At 70.5% G+C, this 18,782-nt stretch carries 23 protein-coding genes; 10 read left to right on the top strand and 13 right to left on the bottom strand.

The genetic code is table 11. The features are described from left to right. Nucleotides 1-87: 87 nt before the first annotated feature. The 4 genes from B9G49_RS08590 to B9G49_RS08575 all read left to right on the top strand — a co-directional run bounded on the left by B9G49_RS08590 (nucleotide 88) and on the right by B9G49_RS08575 (nucleotide 3,833). The gene (locus B9G49_RS08590) at nucleotides 88-858 is read left to right on the top strand and encodes an alpha/beta fold hydrolase (RefSeq protein ID WP_086216089.1); all 771 of its coding nucleotides are present in this window, start codon (nucleotides 88-90) and stop codon (nucleotides 856-858) included. Between the two features lie 88 nt (nucleotides 859-946). Then, entirely contained in the window at nucleotides 947-1,651 is a 705-nt protein-coding gene (locus tag B9G49_RS08585; protein WP_086216088.1) for a DUF2391 domain-containing protein, read from the top strand. A 130-nt stretch (nucleotides 1,652-1,781) separates the two neighbouring features. Continuing rightward, a complete protein-coding gene (locus B9G49_RS08580) occupies nucleotides 1,782-2,156 on the top strand; it encodes an Hsp20/alpha crystallin family protein (RefSeq protein ID WP_049930239.1) in 375 nt (124 codons plus the stop codon). 3 nt (nucleotides 2,157-2,159) lie between these two features. Continuing rightward, nucleotides 2,160-3,833, top strand: coding sequence for an AarF/ABC1/UbiB kinase family protein (locus B9G49_RS08575; protein WP_049930241.1), 1,674 nt, complete (start codon nucleotides 2,160-2,162; stop codon nucleotides 3,831-3,833). Nucleotides 3,834-3,892: 59 nt separating this feature from the next. Here B9G49_RS08575 and B9G49_RS08570 read toward each other — a convergent pair whose 3' ends face one another. The 4 genes from B9G49_RS08570 to B9G49_RS08555 form a co-directional block, all read right to left on the bottom strand. Beyond that, nucleotides 3,893-4,729 (bottom strand): FkbM family methyltransferase, encoded by an 837-nt coding sequence (locus B9G49_RS08570; RefSeq protein WP_086216087.1) that lies wholly within the window; start codon nucleotides 4,727-4,729, stop codon nucleotides 3,893-3,895. 7 nt (nucleotides 4,730-4,736) lie between these two features. Further along, nucleotides 4,737-5,885, bottom strand: coding sequence for a site-2 protease family protein (locus B9G49_RS08565; protein ID WP_049930244.1), 1,149 nt, complete (start codon nucleotides 5,883-5,885; stop codon nucleotides 4,737-4,739). Nucleotides 5,886-6,081: 196 nt separating this feature from the next. Beyond that, the gene (locus tag B9G49_RS08560; protein ID WP_049930246.1) at nucleotides 6,082-6,342 is read right to left on the bottom strand and encodes a hypothetical protein; all 261 of its coding nucleotides are present in this window, start codon (nucleotides 6,340-6,342) and stop codon (nucleotides 6,082-6,084) included. A 357-nt stretch (nucleotides 6,343-6,699) separates the two neighbouring features. Then, nucleotides 6,700-7,557: a molybdopterin synthase gene (locus B9G49_RS08555; RefSeq protein ID WP_086216086.1), complete on the bottom strand. Its 858-nt coding sequence runs from the start codon at nucleotides 7,555-7,557 to the stop codon at nucleotides 6,700-6,702. 130 nt (nucleotides 7,558-7,687) lie between these two features. Between B9G49_RS08555 and pyrH the strand changes: the two genes are divergently transcribed. From pyrH to B9G49_RS08535, 4 genes are all read left to right on the top strand, one after another. Then, complete coding sequence (pyrH, locus tag B9G49_RS08550; protein ID WP_086216085.1) at nucleotides 7,688-8,407, top strand: UMP kinase; 720 nt, start codon at nucleotides 7,688-7,690, stop codon at nucleotides 8,405-8,407. Further along, on the top strand, nucleotides 8,404-10,131 hold the full coding sequence (gene lysS, locus B9G49_RS08545) for a lysine--tRNA ligase (protein ID WP_086216084.1): 1,728 nt from the start codon (nucleotides 8,404-8,406) through the stop codon (nucleotides 10,129-10,131). The genes pyrH and lysS overlap by 4 nt, the downstream gene beginning before the upstream one ends. Next, nucleotides 10,132-10,395: a hypothetical protein gene (locus B9G49_RS08540; protein WP_049930252.1), complete on the top strand. Its 264-nt coding sequence runs from the start codon at nucleotides 10,132-10,134 to the stop codon at nucleotides 10,393-10,395. Between the two features lie 105 nt (nucleotides 10,396-10,500). After that, the gene (locus tag B9G49_RS08535) at nucleotides 10,501-11,412 is read left to right on the top strand and encodes a sensor histidine kinase KdpD (protein ID WP_086216083.1); all 912 of its coding nucleotides are present in this window, start codon (nucleotides 10,501-10,503) and stop codon (nucleotides 11,410-11,412) included. On the opposite strand, the gene B9G49_RS17145 is transcribed toward B9G49_RS08535, so the two are convergent. The 4 genes from B9G49_RS17145 to B9G49_RS08520 form a co-directional block, all read right to left on the bottom strand. Next, on the bottom strand, nucleotides 11,396-11,530 hold the full coding sequence (locus B9G49_RS17145; RefSeq protein WP_004597316.1) for a hypothetical protein: 135 nt from the start codon (nucleotides 11,528-11,530) through the stop codon (nucleotides 11,396-11,398). The genes B9G49_RS08535 and B9G49_RS17145 overlap by 17 nt on opposite strands. A 103-nt stretch (nucleotides 11,531-11,633) precedes the next feature. Then, the gene (locus B9G49_RS08530; RefSeq protein WP_049930257.1) at nucleotides 11,634-11,936 is read right to left on the bottom strand and encodes a DUF5808 domain-containing protein; all 303 of its coding nucleotides are present in this window, start codon (nucleotides 11,934-11,936) and stop codon (nucleotides 11,634-11,636) included. A 113-nt stretch (nucleotides 11,937-12,049) separates the two neighbouring features. Beyond that, nucleotides 12,050-13,792 (bottom strand): bifunctional N(6)-L-threonylcarbamoyladenine synthase/serine/threonine protein kinase, encoded by a 1,743-nt coding sequence (locus tag B9G49_RS08525; protein WP_086216082.1) that lies wholly within the window; start codon nucleotides 13,790-13,792, stop codon nucleotides 12,050-12,052. A 9-nt stretch (nucleotides 13,793-13,801) separates the two neighbouring features. After that, nucleotides 13,802-14,107 (bottom strand): 30S ribosomal protein S24e, encoded by a 306-nt coding sequence (locus tag B9G49_RS08520; protein ID WP_049930261.1) that lies wholly within the window; start codon nucleotides 14,105-14,107, stop codon nucleotides 13,802-13,804. A 149-nt stretch (nucleotides 14,108-14,256) separates the two neighbouring features. On the opposite strand from B9G49_RS08520, the gene B9G49_RS08515 reads away from it, so the two are divergent. Then, nucleotides 14,257-14,841, top strand: coding sequence for a hypothetical protein (locus B9G49_RS08515; RefSeq protein WP_049930263.1), 585 nt, complete (start codon nucleotides 14,257-14,259; stop codon nucleotides 14,839-14,841). Between the two features lie 32 nt (nucleotides 14,842-14,873). Here the strand turns inward: B9G49_RS08515 and B9G49_RS08510 are convergent, their stop codons facing one another. The 5 genes from B9G49_RS08510 to B9G49_RS08490 are packed head-to-tail and all read right to left on the bottom strand — an operon-like array spanning nucleotide 14,874 to nucleotide 18,042. After that, nucleotides 14,874-15,512 carry a GTP-dependent dephospho-CoA kinase family protein gene (locus tag B9G49_RS08510; RefSeq protein WP_086216081.1) on the bottom strand — a complete coding sequence of 213 codons (639 nt, stop codon included), beginning with the start codon at nucleotides 15,510-15,512 and terminating at the stop codon, nucleotides 14,874-14,876. Nucleotides 15,513-15,540: 28 nt separating this feature from the next. Then, nucleotides 15,541-15,738, bottom strand: a complete 198-nt coding sequence (gene spt4, locus B9G49_RS08505) for a transcription elongation factor subunit Spt4 (protein ID WP_006114409.1) — start codon at nucleotides 15,736-15,738, stop codon at nucleotides 15,541-15,543. Further along, nucleotides 15,738-16,313, bottom strand: a complete 576-nt coding sequence (locus tag B9G49_RS08500; protein WP_006114408.1) for a DNA-directed RNA polymerase — start codon at nucleotides 16,311-16,313, stop codon at nucleotides 15,738-15,740. Before B9G49_RS08500 ends, spt4 begins: the two co-directional genes overlap by 1 nt. Nucleotides 16,314-16,334: 21 nt before the next feature. Continuing rightward, entirely contained in the window at nucleotides 16,335-16,796 is a 462-nt protein-coding gene (locus B9G49_RS08495) for a DUF188 domain-containing protein (protein ID WP_049930267.1), read from the bottom strand. Between the two features lies 1 nt (nucleotide 16,797). Next, on the bottom strand, nucleotides 16,798-18,042 hold the full coding sequence (locus B9G49_RS08490; RefSeq protein ID WP_049930268.1) for a translation initiation factor IF-2 subunit gamma: 1,245 nt from the start codon (nucleotides 18,040-18,042) through the stop codon (nucleotides 16,798-16,800). 182 nt (nucleotides 18,043-18,224) lie between these two features. Here B9G49_RS08490 and B9G49_RS08485 point away from each other — a divergent pair, with 182 nt between their 5' ends. Continuing rightward, nucleotides 18,225-18,680 (top strand): DUF5810 domain-containing protein, encoded by a 456-nt coding sequence (locus B9G49_RS08485; RefSeq protein WP_049930271.1) that lies wholly within the window; start codon nucleotides 18,225-18,227, stop codon nucleotides 18,678-18,680. The last annotated feature ends 102 nt before the right edge of the window (nucleotides 18,681-18,782 follow it).

The raw sequence follows: 18,782 nt of genomic DNA, 5'->3' as shown, positions 1-18,782 counted from the left end.
CGGTCAGACCCGCGGCGCCGATCGAGTCGCCGAGCGCGCGTCGGCTCCCTCGGGCGCTTATACCGCTCGGCGCCGAACCGCCCGGACATGGAACGGGTCACCCACGACGGTCGCGCGACGGCGTACCGCCGCTTCGACCGCGGCGGCGACGGGCCGACGGTCTGCTTCGTTCACGGCAGCGGCGGCACGAAAGACATCTGGAAGTCGCAGGCCAGGCTGGCCGACCGGGTTCCGAGCGTCGCCGTCGACCTCTCCGGGCACGGCGACAGCGACGACGTCGCGACGCCCGCCGGCCCCGAGACGCTCAACGCGTACGCGGACGACGTGATCGCCGTCGCGGAGGAGACGGGGGCGACAGTCCTCTGCGGCAACTCCCTCGGCGGCGCGGTCGCGCTGCGGGTCGCCTTAGAGCGCGACCTCGCGCTCGACGGCCTCGTCCTCGCGGGCACGGGCGCGAAGCTCGCGGTGGCCGAGCCCCTCCGCGGCGCGCTCGCCGACGATTTCGAGCGGGCCGTCTCGCTGCTCCACGAGCCGGACCGCCTCTTCCACGACGCGCCGCCCGAGTACGTCGAGCTCTCCGAGGCGGCCATGCGCGAGTGCGGGCGAGCGGTCACCGAACGCGACTTCCTCACCTGCCACCGGTTCGACGTCCGGGAGCGACTCGACGAGATCGGCGTCCCGGCGCTCGCGCTCGTCGGCGCGCACGACGAGCTCACGCCGCCCGCGTACCATGAGTACCTCGCGGACGGGATCCCGGCCGGAGAGCTCGCGGAGGTCCCCGACGCCGCGCACCTCGCGATGCTCGAAGCGCCGACCGTCTTCAACGACGCGCTCTCCGCGTTCCTCGGTCGGCTGTAGGCCGCCCGTCCCGCCGGTCGTCGGCTCGCGACCGCGTGGACCAGCCGACCGCCGCGAGATTTAGGTCGGTCGCGCGTCCCGTGGGCACATGGTCGACAGCGACGACGGCGATACCGGCCGTGCCGACGGGTCCGGAGCGCCGGCGGGCGCCGAACAGCCTCCGGCCGAACCGCCCCCGGGCGACCCCGACATCGACGACCTGCTCGCGAAGCTCGACGCCCTGCGCGACACGGTCGACGAGGGCCACGAGCGCGAGGAGGTTCGACAGACGATCTCGCTCGTCGAGCGGATGCCCGGGAGCGGCGCGCTCGCGGAGCGGATCACGAAGTACACCTCCAGAGACCTCGCCGAGTCGTTCGTCGGGGCGGTGCTGTTCGCGCTCCCGCTGCTCGTCGAGGGCGGCGTCTTCGAGATCGCGGCCTGGTTCGCGGCGACGACCGTCGCGGGCGTCCCGGTCCTCCTGATCGGCCACGTCGGCTTCGTCTTCGTCGCGACCGCCGGGCTCCTCTACTACGCCGACTTCCGGCAGATCGCGATCCACCACCCGATCCTCGGCGTCATCCCGCGCCGCTACGCCGGGGTCCTCCTCGTCTCGCTCGCCACGTCGGCGGCCATGCTGCTGTTCTGGGGGCGCCTCCACGAGGGCGACCCCACCGCGCTCGAACGGGTCAGCCGGGTCGCGGTCGTCTGGGCCGCGGCGGCGTTCGGCGCGGGCCTCGGCGACATCCTCCCCGGCGAGTCGCAGGGGGACGACCTCGGGAAGTTCGACCTCGACATGGGCGACCGCGACTGAGCCGCCTCCCCCGGGAGCCCCACTCGCTCCGCGCTACCCGCGGCACTCGCTCCGCGTCACCCGCGGTGGATCTCCCGCCCCGATCCGCCTTTTCCACAGGTTTTTCGCCGCGGCGATCCTACCGACCCCTATGTCAGCGCTACGCGACGCGCTCCGGGACCTCCCGGACGCGGTGTTTGCGGACCTCCTCGAGTCCGACGACGGGTACGTCCTCGTCGTCGACCTCCCGGGCGCGACCGCAGCGACGACCGAGGTGCTCGTCGAGGACGGTCGTATCGACATCGAGGGTCGCCGCGAGAAGGCCGTCCCCGACGGGTTCGAGTACGTCCGGGAGGACCGCCCGCTGTTCCTCGACGCGGAACTCCCCCTCCCGAACGACGCCGACGGCGCGGGCGCCGACGCCGAGATCGACCGCGGCGTCCTCGAAATCTCCCTCCCCAAGCGAGAGCGCGACGTCTCCCGGACCATCCCCGTCGACGACGCGGACGACGAGGGCGACGCCTGACGGGTGGTCACGCTGGTCAACCTTCGCGCCTACTGGCGGTTCGTCGTCGTCCTGCGGCAGTTCTCGCCGCTTATCGTCGCCTACTGGCGTGACCGCCGCCGGTACTTCCTGTTCGGCGGGAGCCGAGAGGTCGACGCCGAGACCCAGCGCGAGCGCGCCGCGGTGCTGCTCGACATCCTGCTCACGCTCGGGCCGACGTTCATCAAACTCGGACAGATCCTCTCGACGCGTCCCGACATCCTTCCCCCGGCGTACATCGAGGTCTTGGAGGGACTCCAAGACGACGTTCCCCCCGCGCCGTGGGAGGAGTCGCGAGTCGTCCTCGAAGACGAGTTCGGGCCGGTCGACGAGACGTTCGACGACTTCGACCGCGACCCGATAAGCGGCGCGAGCCTCGGGCAGGTGTACACCGCCACCTACGAGGGCGACGAGGTCGCGGTGAAGGTGCGTCGCCCCGGCATCGAGTCGCTCGTCGAGGCCGACCTCCGCACGATCCGCTGGTCGATCCCGCTGGTCAAGCGGTTCACCGGCGCCGGCCGGTCGTTCTCCCTGGAGAACCTCGCCGACGAGTTCGCCAAGACGATCCGCGAGGAGATGGACTACGCCCGCGAGCGGACGATGCTCGAGGAGATCCGCGGCAACTTCGCGGACAACGATCGGATCCGGATCCCGGAGACGTACGAGTCGGTGTCGGGGCCGCGGGTGCTCACCATGGAGTACGTCCCGGGCACGAAGATCAGCGACATCGACGCGCTCGACGAGGCTGGTCACGACCGGACGGCGATCGCGGAGATCCTCCAGGAAGTGTACCTCCAGATGATCATCGACGACGGCGTGTTCCACGCCGACCCCCACCCGGGGAACCTCGCGGTCGCGGACGACGGGTCCGTGATCTTCTACGACTTCGGCATGGCGGGGCGGGTGGACCCGTTCGTCCAGGAGAAGATCGTCGAGTTCTACGTCGCGGTCGCGCGGCAGGACATCGACGCCATCCTGGACACGCTCATCTCGATGGGGACCCTCTCGCCGGAGGCCGACCGCGAGGTGATGGGGAACGTGATGGAGCTCGCCATCGCCGACGTCCGGGGCGAGGACGTCGAGCAGTACCAGGTGAACCAGATCATCGAGCAGGTGGAGTCGTCCATCTACGAGTTCCCGCTCCGGCTCCCGCCGAACCTCGCCTTGGTCCTCCGGGTCGCCACCGTCGTCGAGGGGGTCTGTGTCACCTTAGACCCCGAGTTCGACTTCATCTCGACGGCGACCGACTACCTCCGCGAGGAGGGGTACTACGAGCAGACCGCCCGCGACCTCGCCGAAGACGCCGGCCGACAGGTACAACAGACCACCGAGGCGCTGTTCACGGTCCCGCCGAAGGCCGACGAGTTCCTCGACCGCGCCAACCGCGACGACCTGACGGTCAACGTCGTCTTAGAGGACGACACGAAGGTCTTAGAGAAGCTGGCGATGCGGATCGCCTACTCGGTGCTACTCGCCGTCGGCGTCCTCTCGGCGACGATCCTCTACTCGTTCGCGAACAACTGGCGGCTCGCGCTCGTCGTCCTCGCGCTGGCCTCGCCGCTCGCGATCGCCTTGTACCGGTCGTTCCGGAAGAAGCGGGGACTCCGCACCACGCCGCAGTTCACCCGCCAGGGGATGAAACAGCGGCGCGACGACTGACTCGGCGACGGGGCGCCACTCAACGGCACAGCGACCGGACCGGCGGCGCGGCGACCGACTCAGCGGCCTTTTGCCGACTCTCCTGTCGCCCGACAGATCCACACGTCTTCCGCTTCCTCGACCGCGTACTCCCGCGCCGTTAGCCACTCGCGGAGGGCGGCGGGGTCCGGGCTCATCGTCCCCTCGTCCGCCGCGCCTCCCTCCGCTGACCCCGACTCGTGGACCTCCACGACGAGCAGCGGACGGTACGTCGCGAGCGTCTCCGCCGCGCCCCGGAGGACCGCCCCCTCGCGCCCCTCGACGTCGACCTTCACGGCATCCGGCGGCGGGACTGTCCCGCCCCCGTCGGCTCTCTCGTCGACGACGCCCTCGACGAGTTCGTCGAGCCGTCGGACCGGGACCGACTCCGTCCCGGCGACGCTCGCGCCCCACCTCGTCGCCAGATCGCGGTCGAACGCCGAGCACTTCGAGAACGTCGACCGATAGAAGGTAAGCGTCGCGTTCGCGTCGCCCGCGCCCGCCCGCCTGAGGTCGAGCCGATCGCCGAGCCCGTTCCGCTCGGCGTTCCGCGCCAGCCGGTCCGCGCTCTCGCCGTTCGGCTCGAACGCCACTACGCGACGGTCGGTCCCGCGGGTCAGCGGGATCGCGTGTTCGCCGACGTGCGCGCCCACGTCGAGGATCACCGCGTCCTCCGGGAGACGGTCGAGCGCGGCCAGTCCGGGGTCGTCGCCGTGGGGGTTCGTCGGCTCGTAGCTCCAGTACGTGCCGGCGACGGTCCGCTTCGGCGTCGCGACGCCGAGCGCGTACGTCAGGTCGGCGAGCCGGTACAGGGTTCGAAAGCCGAGCCGCTCGACGCGCGACCGAACCAGCGACGGCAGCCGTGCTATCGAGGGCATCGCGGTGTCACGCGCCGATGACTTGAATCGGGACGAGGAGGAAACAGAGCGCGCCGACGGCGAACGTGACGGCCCCGACCGCGATCCGCGGCAGCCCCAGTCCGTCCTCGTCGGCCGGATTCGCGGGTCCGTTGAACGCGATGACCGTCGCGAACACGCCCCAGAACGCCCACAGACCCACCGACTCGTTCAGGCCGAGCCCCCGCCAGAAGTAGAGGTAGGCGGCGATGGCGAACAGCGCGCCGGGGACGAGCGCCGCCACCGTCTCCTGTCGCGGCCCGAGCATCGCCCGGACCATGTGGCCGCCGTCGAGTTGGCCGACCGGGAGGAGGTTCAGGACGGTGAAGAACATCCCGACCCACCCGCCGATCACCACGGGGTGGGCGGTGAGCCGCGGGTCGCCGTAGCTCGTCGGCTGGCCGAGGGCGCCGGCGATGAAGTCCAAGAGTGGCGGGTTGTTGAACCGGATCACCGCGCCCGACGAGTTCGCGAGCTCCGCCGGCACCTGGATCGGGTCGAGCGAGAGGCCGATCGCGGTCACGACGACGGTCGCGAACAGCCCCGCGATCGGTCCCGCCGCGCCGATATCGAAGAGGACCTTCCGCGACGGCATCCGGCCGCGGATGCGGATCACCGCGCCGAGCGTGCCGAACGGGAAGATGAAGGGGATAACGTACGGCAACGAGACGGGGACGCCGTGGTAGCGACCGGCGGCGTAGTGGCCGAGTTCGTGGGTCATCAACACCCCGAGAACGGCGGCCGTGAACGGCCACGCCCGGAGCAGCGTCAGGGGGTTCGACTGGATCTCCGCGAGCGGCACGTAGTACCAGCCGTACGCGCCGACGAACAGCGTCGACAGCAGCGTGGCCGCGAACATGGCGACGTTCACCCACGGGATCCCGTCCCGGCCGCGGTCGAACGGCGTCGCGACGACGACGTGGCCGCCGTCGACGACCTCCACGTCGACCTCGTACCCCGCCTCTCGAAAGTGGGGGGTCAGCTTGCGCAACAGCGTCCGCTCCGGGACGTACGACTCGCCGCGGTATCGCACGCGACCGTCCTCGCGGCGGACCTCGTCGATCCGAAAGAACGTCCGGAGCGGCTCCGGACGCGGCGCGCCGTCGCCGGCCGTCGCCGCGTCCTCGTGTTCTGGCATCGTGGGGTCGTAGCTGGTCGGCGAGTATAAACCCCGCGTCGGCGGGCACGGGTACCGCAAACACGGCGCGGCGCGTGGGCCGGCGGAACTCGACGCGGACGCGCTCGCGGTCAGAAAAGCGCGGGACGGGGACCGGTTCGTGAACCGAGTGCGCCTCGGAGCGGTACTGCGTTCGTCGGTCGGCGGAGCGCGTCCCTCAGGCGGGTTCGACGCGCCAGGTCGTCGCGCCCGTGTACGACCACTTCTCGACGGTGAGCTCCGTCGCCGAGTCGCGGAGCTTCACCATCAGGGCGCCGATCTCCTTCGGCGAGAGGTCGACGTCGTCGGAGATGAACTTCCCCTTGAAGTACATCTCGCCGTCTTGGGCGCGGTCGAGCAGGTACTGCTTCAGCCGCTCTTCCTTGCTGCGGTCGTCGTTCGCGCTCGCGTTCGTGGAGGGGTTCGCAGTCGCGCTCATAGTACACCTCACCCTTGCTCCCGGAGGGTGTTATAAAGGCGTCACCGTTGGGCGACGTTCAGGGGGTTTCAGGGCGTTTCACCGAACTCGCCGGGGTAAAACGTGTCTGACGGACTCTTTACAACGCTTCTAGAACGCGCTAGAAATTTTATAACCCGTTTTGAACACGTTTTCTCCGTCGCTGACTCGGTACGCGAGTAACTCGCCGCCGTCCGGTCCGACGGCCGGAAAGAAACAAAAAGCGCCGCGTATTCTCGGTCTCGGCGCGCTCGCGCGTCCTCCCCGCGACCGCCGAGACGACCTCTTGGGACCGATCGCGGCCGCGACGAAACCGGAAGCGGCGACGCCGCGCGCCGGTCAGTCCCGGCTGTGGACCCAGAACGTCTCCGACTCCGTCGCCTCTTTCTTGAAGATCGGCACCTCGTCTTTCAGCCGGTCGATCCCGTCTTCGACCGTCCGGAACGCCTCCCCGCGGTGCCCGGCCAGCACGACCACGAAGACGATGTCCTCACCCGCCTCGATCACGCCGGTGCGGTGGTGCATCCGCACGTCGAAGACCCCATCGCGGGCCGCTAGCTCCTCCGCGATGGCGGCCATCCGATCCTCGGCGACCCCGTCGTACTTCTCGAACGCGAGGTGCGTCGTCCGGTCGTCGTCCGGGCTGTCGCGGGCGCGCACGCGGCCGGTGAACGTCGCTATCGCCCCCGCCCGGTCCGCGTCCGGCGACGCCTCGGCGCGGCGCACCAGCGTCTCACGGGTGATCCACGGCTCCGCGCTGTCGAGGTCGGCGACGACGTCGCCGAGGTCGACCCCGTCGGGGGCGGTCGCGCTCGCGACGACCGTCCCCGGCACGCGCTCCGGGTCCGGGTCGGACCCGAGGAGGACCGCGGGCACGCGCAACCGCGGCTCGCCGACCGCCAGCAGGTAGTCGTGGTCGGGGGCGAGCCCGTCGAGCAGGTCGTCGAACCCCTCGACGCTCCCCCGACCGCGCCAGTTCCCGTCTGCGTCGAATGCGACGGCGGTGTCCGCGCCCGAGCGCTGCGCCGGACCGACGACCTCCCCGTCCGCGGCCGGGTCGCTCCGTGTCGAGTCGCTCTCGGGGGCGCCGTTCGGGTCGTCGTCGCGCTTCACGACGGCGACTCGCCCGTCGAGTCGGTCCGCGAGCCGCCGGGCCAGCGTCGCCGCCCCGTCGCCGACGATCGATATCGGTCGCATACCCGAGAGCGGGCCGCGACCGATTTAGGCGTTTCCCGCCCGACGCGTCGGGCCGGATCGGGCTCGGGGCCGCTTCCACCGCGTCCGGGCTTGACAATCCTTAAGACTGCGACAGGGGTACTCCTCGGCAATGAGAATCGTCGTTTCTGTCGGCGGGAGCGTGCTCGCGCCCGACCTCGACCCCGAGCGCGTGGCCGCGTACGCCGAGGCGATCGAACGGCTGGTCACCGACGGCTGCGAGGTCGGGGTCGTCGTCGGCGGCGGCGGCGTCGCCCGCGAGTACATCGAGACGGCCCGCGAGATCGGGGCCAACGAGGTCGAGCTCGACCGGCTTGGGATCGGGACGACCCGGCTCAACGCCCGGCTGCTGATCGCCGCCCTCGGCGAGCGCGCGAGCCTCGCGCCCGCGGTCGACACCGAGGAGGCGGCGGCGGCCCTCCGCCGCGACGAGGTGTCGGTGATGGGCGGCATCACGCCGGGGCAGACGACCGACGCGGTCGCCGCCGCGTTCGCCGAGTCCGTCGACGCCGACCTGCTCGTGTACGCGACGAGCGCCGACGGGGTGTACGACGCCGACCCCAACGCCGACCCCGACGCGGCGCAGTTCGCGGAGCTGTCGCCGGCCGAGCTCGTCGAGGTCGTCCTCCCGATGAGCCGCGACGCCGGCGCGTCCGCCCCCGTCGACCTCCTCGCGGCGAAGCTGATCGACCGGGCCGAACTCCGGTCGATCGTGCTCGACGGGACCGACCCGAGCGCCGTCGTCGACGCCGTGCTGCGCGGCGATCACACCGGAACGGACGTGGTCCCCCCGGGCGCCGGCGAACCGAGCCGCTGGACGGAGGCACGATGAGCGCGGACGACGCCTCCGACGACGCGTCCGCCGCCCCCGACGACTCCCCGCACATCCTCTCCGGGGGGTCCGCCCTCGACGACGGCGAGGACGCCGCCGAGGAGTCGACCGAGACCTTCCACGCCTTCTGGGCCGACGTCGTCGCCGACGAGGTCGAGGCCCGCGACCCCGACGAGCCGATCGTGATCAAGGGCGGTGTCTCGCCGTCCGGCGTCGCGCACCTCGGGAACTTCAACGAGATCATGCGCGGCTACTTCGTCGCCGAGGTGCTCCGCGACCGCGGCCACGAGGTCCGGCAGGTGTTCACCTCCGACGACAAGGACCCGCTGCGGAAGGTCCCGCGCAAGCTGGCGAACGCGGACGGCGAGATCGTCGGGCTCGGCGAGGTCGACGCGGGCGCGCTCGGCCGCAACCTCGGGAAGCCGTACACCGAGATCCCGGACCCGTTCGGCGAGGCCGAGTCGTACGCGGCCCACTTCGCGGGCCTGCTCAAGGCCGACGCCGACCGCCTGAACGTCCCGGTCGAGATGCTCTCGAACACCGATCTGTACGCCGACGGCGACTTCGACGAGGCGATTCGGACGGTACTCGCCGACGTCGAGCGCGTCCGCGAGGTGCTCTCCCCGTATCAGGACAAAGTTGACGACGAGTACGTCCCGTTCAACCCGGTCTGTGCGGAGTGCGGCAAGGTCACGGAGACGGTGACGGCGATCGACGCAGAGGCCGAGACCGTCGACTACGTCTGTACCGACATGGACGCCGGCGGCAACACGATCGAGGGGTGCGGCCACGAGGGCACCGCGACGTTCCGCGAGGGAAAGCTCCCGTGGCGGTTGGAGTGGCCCGCGCAGTGGGGCGTCCTCGGCGTCGACTTCGAGCCGTTCGGTAAGGACCACGCGGAGGGGTCGTGGCCCTCCGGCGTCGACGTCGCGCGGAACGTCTTCGGCGAGGAGCCGCCCGTGCCGATGGTATATGAGTGGTTCACGCTCAACGGCGACGCGTTCTCCTCCTCCGAGGGCAACGTCGTCACGGTCCAAGAGCTCCTGGAGCTGATCGAGCCCGAGGTGTTGCGCTACTTCTTCGCGCTCCACCCGAAGAAGGCCCGCGACCTCGACATTGAGCGGCTCGACCAACTGGTCGACCGCTTCGACCGGTTCGAGCGCGCCTACTTCGGCGAGGTCGACGACCCGGATCTGGTCGCCTTCGCCGAGCGCGCCTACCCGTTCGTCGTCGGCCGGCCCGACGACCCGCCGACGGAGAAGCCGATCCGGCTCCCGTACACGTTCGCGGCGGTGCTCGGCATGGTCGACGACCCCGACTTCCGCGAGCGCCTCGCCCGCGACGAGGGCCATATCCCGGACGACGCCGACGCCGACATCGTCGACGCCGCGCTCGCCCGCGTCGAGCAGGCGCGGAACTGGGCCGAGCGGACGGGGAACGAGTACGACTACCGGCTCCAGACCGACCTCCCCGCGGTCGAGTTCGACGGAGACGTCGCGGCCGCGCTCGACGACCTCGCCGACTTCGTCGCGGCCGGCCACGACGGGGAGGAGATCCAAGGGGCGATGTACGAGACTGCGCGCGACCACGACATCGAGGTGAGCGAGTTCTTCGCGGCGGGCTACCGCCTCTTCTTCGACGACACGCAAGGGCCGCGGCTCGGGGAGTTCCTCGGCGAGCTGGAGCGCGACTACGTCGTCGACCGGCTCCGACGGGAGGCGTAGATGACCGAGGACCGCTCGCTCGACGACTTCGCCGCGGACGACGACGGCGACGAGTCCGCCGAGAGCGCTCCGGACGACGCGGAAGGTGACGGCGTCGACCCCGACGAGGCGACCGACGCCGCTCCCGCGACCGACGCCGCTCCCGCGACCGCCACCTCGACGTGGCACGCCGACGGCGCCGAGTGCGACCGGTGCGGCGAGCGTGTCGACCGCCGCTGGCGCGACGACGACGCCTTCGTCTGTCCTGACTGCGCCTCGTGGTGACCGCGCCGCCGCGGTCGCCTCCCCGACTGGCGGTCAAAACTTAAGCCGTCGGCCGTCAAGGTGTTCCGTGAACGGAAAATTCGTTTGGAGTTAAATTAGATATAAATGAAATATATTCCGGACCTACTCCACGGGCGGTCGGCGACCGCCCTCACGGCGGCGTACCTGTGTATCGCGGCAGCGTCCGCGGTCGCGGTCGACCTCGCCGTCGCGTCGACAATTGGGGTCGCGGGCGGGTGGACGCCGACGCGTCTCGTCGGGGACTGGCTGCTCGTCGCCGGGTCCGGCGGGCTCCTCTATGGAGCGGTCACGCACCACCGCCAACGGGCGGAGACCGCGCGCCGAAACCTCGAAACCTCTAACCAGCAGATACAGGTTCTGAGTCGTGTGTTTCGGCACAACGTCCGCAACGATCTCAACGTGATCCAGGGGTACACCGACCTGCTGGCCGACCGGATCGACGACGAGCGGAGTCGAGAGTGCTTGGAGACGGTCCGGGAGACGACCGACGACATCGTCGAGATAAGCGAGAAGCTCCGCGTCATCGAGGACGCGTCGCCCGAGCGACCGGACGGCCGCGTCGACCTCGTCGCCGCGGTCCACGAGGCGCTCGACGTCGTCGACGCCGACGGCGCCGCGCTCACCGTCGAGACCCCCTCTGAGGCGTGGATCCGCGCGGACGACACCGTCGAGTTCCCGATCCGCGAGGTGTTCGAGAACGCGGTCACCCACAACGACGGCGCGACGCGCCGCGTGACGGCGACGATCCGCGAAAACGGGACGACCACCTGTCTGGAGGTCATCGACAACGGCCCAGGGATTCCCCCCGACGAGCGTGAGGTCTTACAGGCGGAAGAGGAGACGCCGCTCTCGCACGCGAGCAGCATCGGGCTGTGGCTCGTCAAGTGGATGTGCGAGACGCAGGGGGGAACCGTCCGGTTCGACGCGACCGACGACGGTACGACAGTCCGGCTCCGATTCGAGTCCGCGTCGCCGCCCGCTACTCCAACTCGGTGATCGTCACGGCGTACACCGCGCCGCAGTTCCCGCATTCGACGTGGACTCCCCGGCTCGTCTCGCCGCGGGTGAACTCGGAGATCTCCTCCGAACACGAGCACTCGAACTGGACTTTCATTACCTCTCCTTCATCCTGCTGATATTTAAAAGAAACCGACGCGGAATCAGCGGTGAAAACCGGTGATCGCGGTGCCGTCTCTCACCCGCCGTCGCGCACGGCGTCAGTCGTCGTCGACGATCACTTCGACCGGTCCGTCGCCGTCGTCGGCGGCGTCCTCGTCGGAACCGCCGGACAGGTCGGCGCCGCCGGACTGCTGCTGCTGGTAGTAGAGCCCGCCGGCGACCGCGAGGACGATCCACGACCGCCAGTTGGCGAGGTTCAGCGTGTAGCCGATGCCGAACGGCTTCTCGACGAGCATCCCCTTGCCGGGCTGCCAGTACGACGAGAGCAGCCGACCGAGGCTCGGTCGCTCGAAGTTGTACGGGATCCCGAGAACCTCTCCCGAAGACGGTTTGTCTGCCATACGAGTCTATCTGTCGGCCGACACCATAAATCGTGGCGACCCGGCGCGCCGATCGGAACGGCGCTGCGGCCGTCGCCGGTCAGGGCTCTGACCCCGGCCGAGCCGGCGGTTCGTCACCGGTAGCGGCCGCGGTCCGCCACGTCTCGGAGTCGGTCGAGGACCGCTTCGTCGCCGACGGCCTCGTACCCGCTCTCGAACGCCGCTAGCAACGGGCCGGGTTCCGTCGCGGTCGCCCGGACCGACCCCTCGAACACGTGGAGGTCCATCGCGTGGTCCTCGACGTGGCCCGTGTGGTAGCCGAGCCCGAAGTCGATGAGGTACGTCTCGGGCGGCGGGCTCGACCGCCCGTCGCGTTCCGTGCGCTCGCCGCGCTTCGACACCCGAACGTTCCGCGTCGTCGGGTCGCCGTGGACCATCTCGGCGCCGTGGAGCCGCGCGAGGTGGCGACCGACGGCCTCCGCCGTCCCCTCGTCGAGGGCGGCCGCGAGGTCGCGCTCCCCGACGTGCTGGAGCGTCAACGTCGCCTCCGCGAGGTCGACGTCGTACACGAGCGGCGTCGACACGCCAGCGCGCCGCGCCTCGCTCGTCAGCCGGGCCTCCGCGACGGTCCGGTCGCGCCTGATCGTCCGGTCGAGTTCGGGGTGTCGGTACGACTTCGGCACCCGTCGCTTGACCACGCGCCGGTCGCCGTCCGTCCCCTCGACCGTCACGGTCGCCTCCGCGCCGCGGCGGTCCGCCTCCGCGTCGCGCGCCGCGCTTCGCGACTCGGTCCCCCCGCGTCCGCGCGCGACCGACTCCCCGTCTCGCCACGTCACCGGCACCTGATCCGGCCGGAAGCTCGGGTCGACCGCGGACTCCGCGATCGGGACGGTGTCCCCGGCGGCGGCCATCTTCGCGCCCAACACGGCGATCATCCCGGCGTTGTCCCTGAGGAATCGCGGTTCCGGCGCGTGGAAGTCGGCGCCGCGGGCCTCGCACATCGTCGCCAACATCTCCCGCAGCCGGTCGTTCTGTGCGACGCCGCCGCCCAACACGAGCTCGTCCGCGCCGGTCAGCGACAGCGCGCGCTCCGAGACCTCCGTCAGCATCGCGAACACGTGCTCCTGGAGCGAAAAGCAGATCTCCTCGACGGGGACGCCGCTGTCCGCGGCGTCGTTGGCGGCCGAGCTGATCCCCGAAAACGAGAAGTCCATCCCCTTGACCACGTAGGGGAGATCGAGGAGGTCGGTCTCGGCGGCCGACCCCTCCTCGCCTCCGGTCCCTTCCCCCTCGCTGCCGACCTCGCCCGCGCCCGTCGCGAACTCGGCGGCCGCCGACTCCACCTTCGGTCCGCCGGGGTGGCTCCACCCGACGTGGCGCGTGAACTTGTCTATCGCGTTGCCCACTCCGGCGTCCATCGTCTCGCCGAGGACCCGGTACCGCCCGTCGTGGTAACCGAGCAGGTGCGCGTTCGCGCCGGAGGCGTTCAGACAGACCGGGTTGTCGAAGCCGGAGCGGTGGCGACCGATCTCGAGGTGTGCCACCATGTGGTTGACGCCGACGAGCGGGACGCCGAGCGTCCCGGCGAGCGACCGCGCCGCGGTCCCGACGATCCGGAGGCAGGGACCGAGCCCGGGGCCGCGAGAGAAGGCGACCGCGTCGACCGCGTCCGGACCGTGTCGCTCCTCGGCGGCGGTCAGGACGCTATCGACCACCTCCGGGATCGCCTCCGACATGTGTTCGGCGGCCTCGCGCGGGTGAATGCCGCCGCTATCCGGCTCGTATGGGTCTGATTCGATGAGAACTGAGTCGGCCTCGGCGTCGTACAGCGCGGCGCTCGCGCACCACGCGGTACCCTCGATGCCGAGAACGCGCATCCGGCGGAGTTACGCTTCCTCGGCGTCCGCCTCGTCGCCGCCGATCTTGTTGCGCTCGAGCATATGGTCCTGCTCGACATCCAGCGCGTCGGCCGCGGAGTCGTACACCTTCGCGTAGCCGACCGTCTTGCGCATGCCGAACTTCGTGTCGAGCTCGTGGACGACGACCTCCTCGGAGTCCTTGTCGAGCTTCGCCGCCAGCGAGTCGCGGACCGACAGTCGGGAGGGCGTGGCCTCCTCGTGGGTCGTCTCGAAACGGATGTCCGTGCGGTGCAGCATCGGGTTCTCCTCCTCGGAGATGATATCGACGTCCATGGTTCAGTTAGGCGTATATCCCCTCGAAAGCTGTAAAAGGATTTCGAAGCGGGGGTGTCGCCGCCGAACTCCGGACCGACCGCCGACGAGACACACTGTTCGGCGTCAGGGTTTCCCCCCTCCGGTGCGTGCGTACCGTTACCACGCGGATGTCAGATGACACCCGATTCGACCCTACCGACCGGTCGCAGTACGAACTCACTCGGGCGGCGAACGTCGTCGTCCCGCTGTCCCCCGTCCGAAAGGCCCGGATCTGCGGGACGCTGGCTCTCTTCGGGGCACTGACGGGCCCGCTCGTCGCGACCCTCCCCCCGGCCGTCCGCGAGGCGAACTTCTCCGGGCCGCCGCTCGCCGCCCACCTCGGCGTCGTGGCAGTCGTGTTGGCGGGGACGGTCGCCGCCGGCGGAGCCGGCCTCGGGCTCGTCGCGCTCCAGCGCCGGCTCGCGCGCGGTCCCGAACCGAGCGACGACCAGGTCTGGACGTTCCTCGCCCTCGAGGACGCGCTGACCGGGATCGGCTTCGTCACCGGCGGACTCGGCGTCGGCGTCGGCTTGGTCCTGCTGGCGAGCGGGCACTGGGGCGTCGAGGCCCTCGAAGCGCTCCGCCGCAACGGCGTCGAGCCGTACCTCTCCATGGGAGCGATTCCGACGACGCCCCTGCTAGCGACGGCGGCCGGACTGATCGCCGGTCTCGGGGTCCTCACGGCGACCGTCGTCGCGGTCGACGGCGAGTGACGCCGGTCGAGGCCGCGTCGCTCGGGCGGCCGTCACGCCGGATCCGTCGGATCTCTCCCGTCCGGGCCACCATCGTCGCTCTCACTCAGCTCGACGCCGAGGGCGTCGTAGCCGGCCGCAGTGTCGCCGGCGAGCCCCTCGAACAGTTCCCGAGCCCGTCGCCGGGCTTCGGGCGTGACCGCGACGCGGACCATCCCCTCGCTGGGCTGTCCGTAGACGACGGTGGACCCGAGCGGGGCCGCGAGCATCGCCGGCAGCGCCGCCAGGTCCTCCTCGCCGGTCACTTCGATCGTCACCGGCTCGTCCGCCGCGAGCGCCTCGGCGAGCGCGTCGAGCAGCGCCGCTGACAGCGCCGCGGCCGGGTTTTCGACCGCGATCCGCCGCTCCTCCGTCGCCGCGAGCGCGGTCTCGATCTCCTCGCGGACCGCCTCGCGCTCCGTCTTCCCGTCGACCAACGCCACGTCCGGGACGCGGCCGGCCTCTCGGAGGTGGTAGGTGACCACGTCGCCGACCGCGATCAGCTGCGGCGGTCCCCCCGCGGACGAGCCGCGTCGCTCGCGGGCCTCGTCGACGGCCTCCAAGAGCGCGCCGGCGTCCGTCGTCACCGGTCCCAGCGGCTGCTTGAAAGCGTCGCGGAGCGATTCGGGGAGGGTGAGAAGTGGGTCGCTCATCGGCTTCGTCCGGCGGCGCGGCGTTGGGTCACCGCACCTTGAGCGCGTACGCGCCCGCCTCGGAGACGTTCATCTCCTCGGCGATATCGCTGTCCTCGGGCTTGGTGATGATGACGTAGCCCGCCCAGTCCTCCGTCAGCGACGACGACCCGCAGAGCGCGCAGGTCTGAGCGTCCGGGTCGTTGACGTGGTGACACTCCCGGCACGCCAGGCGGTCCTCGGCCATCAGTCGGCCTCCTCACCGGTCTGTTCGCGGTGCTTCCGCTGCCCTTCGAGCCAGTCGTGCTTCCCGAGGCCGGGCTGTTTCGCCGTGAGCCCGATCTTCGAGTCCCGGGGGTTGCGCTCGTCGATGCTTTTGGTGACGACGCGGACGCGCACCGCGTCGTCGACCCCGAGCGTCTTGTCGGAGTCCGACGAGGCGAGCTGCTGGTTCGCGCCGTCGAACGTGAGGTACTCGTCGGTGATCTGCGAGACGTGGAGCAGCCCGTCCACCGGTCCGATCCCGACGAAGGCGCCGAACTCGACCGTCTCGACGACGGTTCCGTCGGCGACCTCCTGCATGTCGGGGTCGTAGGTGAGCGCGTCGAACTCCGCCTCGTAGTAGACGCCGGGCCGGTTGTGTAACACCGCCCCCTCGCCGATGTCGTGAACCTCGATGACGCTCACGACGCTGCCGACGTCCTCGTCCATCCGTCCTTCCAGCTTGTCCTGAAGCAGGGCTTTCACCCGCTCGTCGGTGACGTCCGCCAAGTGCTTCGGCGGGACCTCGACCGTGTCCTTGAGTCGAACTCGTTTGTACATGTTGTTGGTTGTCCGCGGCCGCTAGGGTTCCGTTATCGCCAGTGTGTTCCGACCCCTTAAACCGATTACTGGTGCGTCCGCCGCCAGCACCCGTTTCGCGAGGGGGCCGTCGTTGGTGACGACGGCGTCGACCCGGCCGGCCGCGGCCAAGGCGACGAGCGCGTCGTCGGCGTACGATTCGTCCGTCTCCACCGCCTCCGCCCGCTCCGCGAGGTCCGCGCCCACGCTCGCCGCGGTCGCCTCCGCGCCGTTCCCGGCCTGAAGCCCGTCGAGCTCCGCCAGGACCGCCGCCGGCACCACAGTCTCGTAGCCGCCGAGGAGCCGATCCAACTCCTCGAACAGCCGTAGGTCGGCCTCGACCGGCGCCATCAGCGCGCTCGCGTCGAGCGCGACGACGGGAACGCCGCTTCCCCCGAGCCCCTCTGCGCGGTCGTCGTCCGCGGGCGTCGCGTCGGGACCGTCTGCGGGGGCGTCGTCGGCCACGCTACGTGAGCGTTCCGACGCCGATGAGCCGCCAGCGCGCGCCGACGCGCCGGTTGATCGCGATCTGTGCGCCCTCCTCGGCGCAGACGGGCCGCTTGAGGCTCACCTCGCACTCACCGTCGCGCGCGCTCGTCACCGCGCCGACCGTCGTCGCGGTACCGACCGTGAGCATCAGGGGCTCGCCGGTGCTGATCTCCTCGATGTCGCTCTCGCCGCTCTCGTCGTCCTCCTTGCCGACGACGCGCTCGAGCAGGTCGACCGTCATCTCGAACTCCTCGCGGGTCGGGGGGAGCGTCCCCGGCTCGCCGGCGACCTGGCCGGCGAGGGCGTCGCCCTTCGTCAGGCTCGGGTCGAGCCCGGTGCCGACGCCGAGGAGGCCGCCCGGGTGGGCGGTGTCGACGTCGCGGTTGCCGGCTTGGAGCGACCGGACGGTCGTCTCCAGCGGCCGCCACTCCGTCTGGCCTTCCTCGTCCACCTCGCGCCCCGGTCGGATCTCCAGCCCGTCGCCGACCGACAGCTCGCCGCTGACGAGCGATCCGCCGACGACGCCGCCCTTCAGGTCCTCGGCGGTCGCGCCGGGGCGGTTGATGTCGAACGAGCGGGCGGCGTACATCCGGGCGCTCTCGCCCGGGTCGCGGTCCGGCGTCGGGATCTCGGACTCGACCGCGTCGATGAGTAGGTCGAGGTTGACCTCCTGCTGGGCCGAGACGGGGACGATCGGCGCGTCCTCCGCGACGGTTCCCTCGACGAACTCCTGGATCTGCTCGTAGTTGTCGACGGCGCGGTCGCGGCTCACCAGGTCGACCTTGTTCTGCGCGATGACGATGTTCTCGATCCCGATGAGATCGAGCGCCATCAGGTGCTCTTCCGTCTGGGCCTGCGGGACGTCCTCGGTCGCGCTCACGACGAGGACCGCCCCGTCCATGATCGACGCGCCCGAGAGCATCGTCGCCATCAGCGTCTCGTGGCCCGGCGCGTCGACGAACGACACCGTTCGGATCGGTTCGCTCTCGGAGCCGTCCTCGCACTCCTCGTCGACGGTGTAACACTCGGGCTCGTCGACGCCGGGGCAGCGCCGGAACGTCGCGTCCGCGTACCCCAGCCGAATCGAGATGCCGCGTTTCATCTCCTCGCTGTGCTGGTCGGTCCACGAGCCGGACAACGCCTGTACGAGCGTCGTCTTCCCGTGGTCGACGTGACCGACGAGACCGATGTTCACCTCCGGTTGTGTGTTGGCTTCAGTCACTGTTGGACCTCCTAACGGAGTAGTCTTGTGCGAATTTCGCCCCGTGCGATTGATAAAGTTGCTGTTATAGTGGCGTCAGCGCGCGCGACGACCCAGGGCGAGGTCGCGAGCGGTCGCCGTTCGGCGCGGGGCGCTCCACCTTCGACGCGGCTTTACGGCTCACCCGCGAATCTTCGACCGACATGGGATACGCGTGCCCCGTCTGCGACACCCCGCAGCGCGACGGCGAACACCTCGCGCATCACCTCGCGTTCACGGCGATGCTCCACGGCGGCGACCACGAGGCGTGGCTCGACGAACGCGTCGACGACTGGAGCGACCGCGAACCGGCGGAACTCGCGGCCGAGGTGACGCCGCACGCCGACGACGCCGAGTACGACGAGGTGTTCGAGGACACGGTCCCCCGAGGCCGCCCGGACGTCGGAATGGGGTCGGGCGGGGACGCGGCTCCCTCAGACCACGCTCACGACCACGGCCACGCCGACCCCGCTTCCGGGGCCGGCGTCCCGGACCCCGACGCCGTCGACGACCCAGCGGTCGCCGAAGCGCTCCGCGAGGCGCGCGAGATGACCAGAAACGCGGCCGCAGACGACGCCGATGAGGAGTCCGATTCCGCCGACCCCGACCCCGACGCGTAGCGGAACGCCCTTGCCCGCCCCCGGTCAATCGTGTCCATGGAGACCAGAGGCACGTTTGCCCCCCAGACGCGCGACCGGACCGACCTCCTCGTACCGTTCGAG

The organism is Halorubrum sp. SD683, from assembly GCF_002135045.1.
Taxonomy (GTDB): domain Archaea; phylum Halobacteriota; class Halobacteria; order Halobacteriales; family Haloferacaceae; genus Halorubrum; species Halorubrum ezzemoulense.
The sequence above is the reverse complement of the archived record's forward strand: the minus strand, read 5'-3'. Positions and strand labels throughout refer to the sequence as shown.

What these genes read in the sequence shown, in the direction of transcription:
- pyrH (WP_086216085.1), top strand. Translation starts at nt 7,688, where the DNA reads ATGAGAATCGTCGTTTCTGTCGGCGGGAGCGTGCTCGCGCCCGACCTC.
- lysS (WP_086216084.1), top strand. Translation starts at nt 8,404, where the DNA reads ATGAGCGCGGACGACGCCTCCGACGACGCGTCCGCCGCCCCCGACGAC.
- B9G49_RS08510 (WP_086216081.1), bottom strand. Translation starts at nt 15,512, where the DNA reads ATGAGCGACCCACTTCTCACCCTCCCCGAATCGCTCCGCGACGCTTTC.
- B9G49_RS08515 (WP_049930263.1), top strand. Translation starts at nt 14,257, where the DNA reads ATGTCAGATGACACCCGATTCGACCCTACCGACCGGTCGCAGTACGAA.
- B9G49_RS08570 (WP_086216087.1), bottom strand. Translation starts at nt 4,729, where the DNA reads ATGCCCTCGATAGCACGGCTGCCGTCGCTGGTTCGGTCGCGCGTCGAG.
- spt4 (WP_006114409.1), bottom strand. Translation starts at nt 15,738, where the DNA reads ATGGCCGAGGACCGCCTGGCGTGCCGGGAGTGTCACCACGTCAACGAC.
- B9G49_RS08580 (WP_049930239.1), top strand. Translation starts at nt 1,782, where the DNA reads ATGTCAGCGCTACGCGACGCGCTCCGGGACCTCCCGGACGCGGTGTTT.
- B9G49_RS08485 (WP_049930271.1), top strand. Translation starts at nt 18,225, where the DNA reads ATGGGATACGCGTGCCCCGTCTGCGACACCCCGCAGCGCGACGGCGAA.
- B9G49_RS08530 (WP_049930257.1), bottom strand. Translation starts at nt 11,936, where the DNA reads ATGGCAGACAAACCGTCTTCGGGAGAGGTTCTCGGGATCCCGTACAAC.
- B9G49_RS08525 (WP_086216082.1), bottom strand. Translation starts at nt 13,792, where the DNA reads ATGCGCGTTCTCGGCATCGAGGGTACCGCGTGGTGCGCGAGCGCCGCG.
- B9G49_RS08585 (WP_086216088.1), top strand. Translation starts at nt 947, where the DNA reads ATGGTCGACAGCGACGACGGCGATACCGGCCGTGCCGACGGGTCCGGA.
- B9G49_RS08560 (WP_049930246.1), bottom strand. Translation starts at nt 6,342, where the DNA reads ATGAGCGCGACTGCGAACCCCTCCACGAACGCGAGCGCGAACGACGAC.
- B9G49_RS08520 (WP_049930261.1), bottom strand. Translation starts at nt 14,107, where the DNA reads ATGGACGTCGATATCATCTCCGAGGAGGAGAACCCGATGCTGCACCGC.
- B9G49_RS17145 (WP_004597316.1), bottom strand. Translation starts at nt 11,530, where the DNA reads ATGAAAGTCCAGTTCGAGTGCTCGTGTTCGGAGGAGATCTCCGAGTTC.
- B9G49_RS08500 (WP_006114408.1), bottom strand. Translation starts at nt 16,313, where the DNA reads ATGTACAAACGAGTTCGACTCAAGGACACGGTCGAGGTCCCGCCGAAG.
- B9G49_RS08555 (WP_086216086.1), bottom strand. Translation starts at nt 7,557, where the DNA reads ATGCGACCGATATCGATCGTCGGCGACGGGGCGGCGACGCTGGCCCGG.
- B9G49_RS08540 (WP_049930252.1), top strand. Translation starts at nt 10,132, where the DNA reads ATGACCGAGGACCGCTCGCTCGACGACTTCGCCGCGGACGACGACGGC.
- B9G49_RS08590 (WP_086216089.1), top strand. Translation starts at nt 88, where the DNA reads ATGGAACGGGTCACCCACGACGGTCGCGCGACGGCGTACCGCCGCTTC.
- B9G49_RS08565 (WP_049930244.1), bottom strand. Translation starts at nt 5,885, where the DNA reads ATGCCAGAACACGAGGACGCGGCGACGGCCGGCGACGGCGCGCCGCGT.
- B9G49_RS08535 (WP_086216083.1), top strand. Translation starts at nt 10,501, where the DNA reads ATGAAATATATTCCGGACCTACTCCACGGGCGGTCGGCGACCGCCCTC.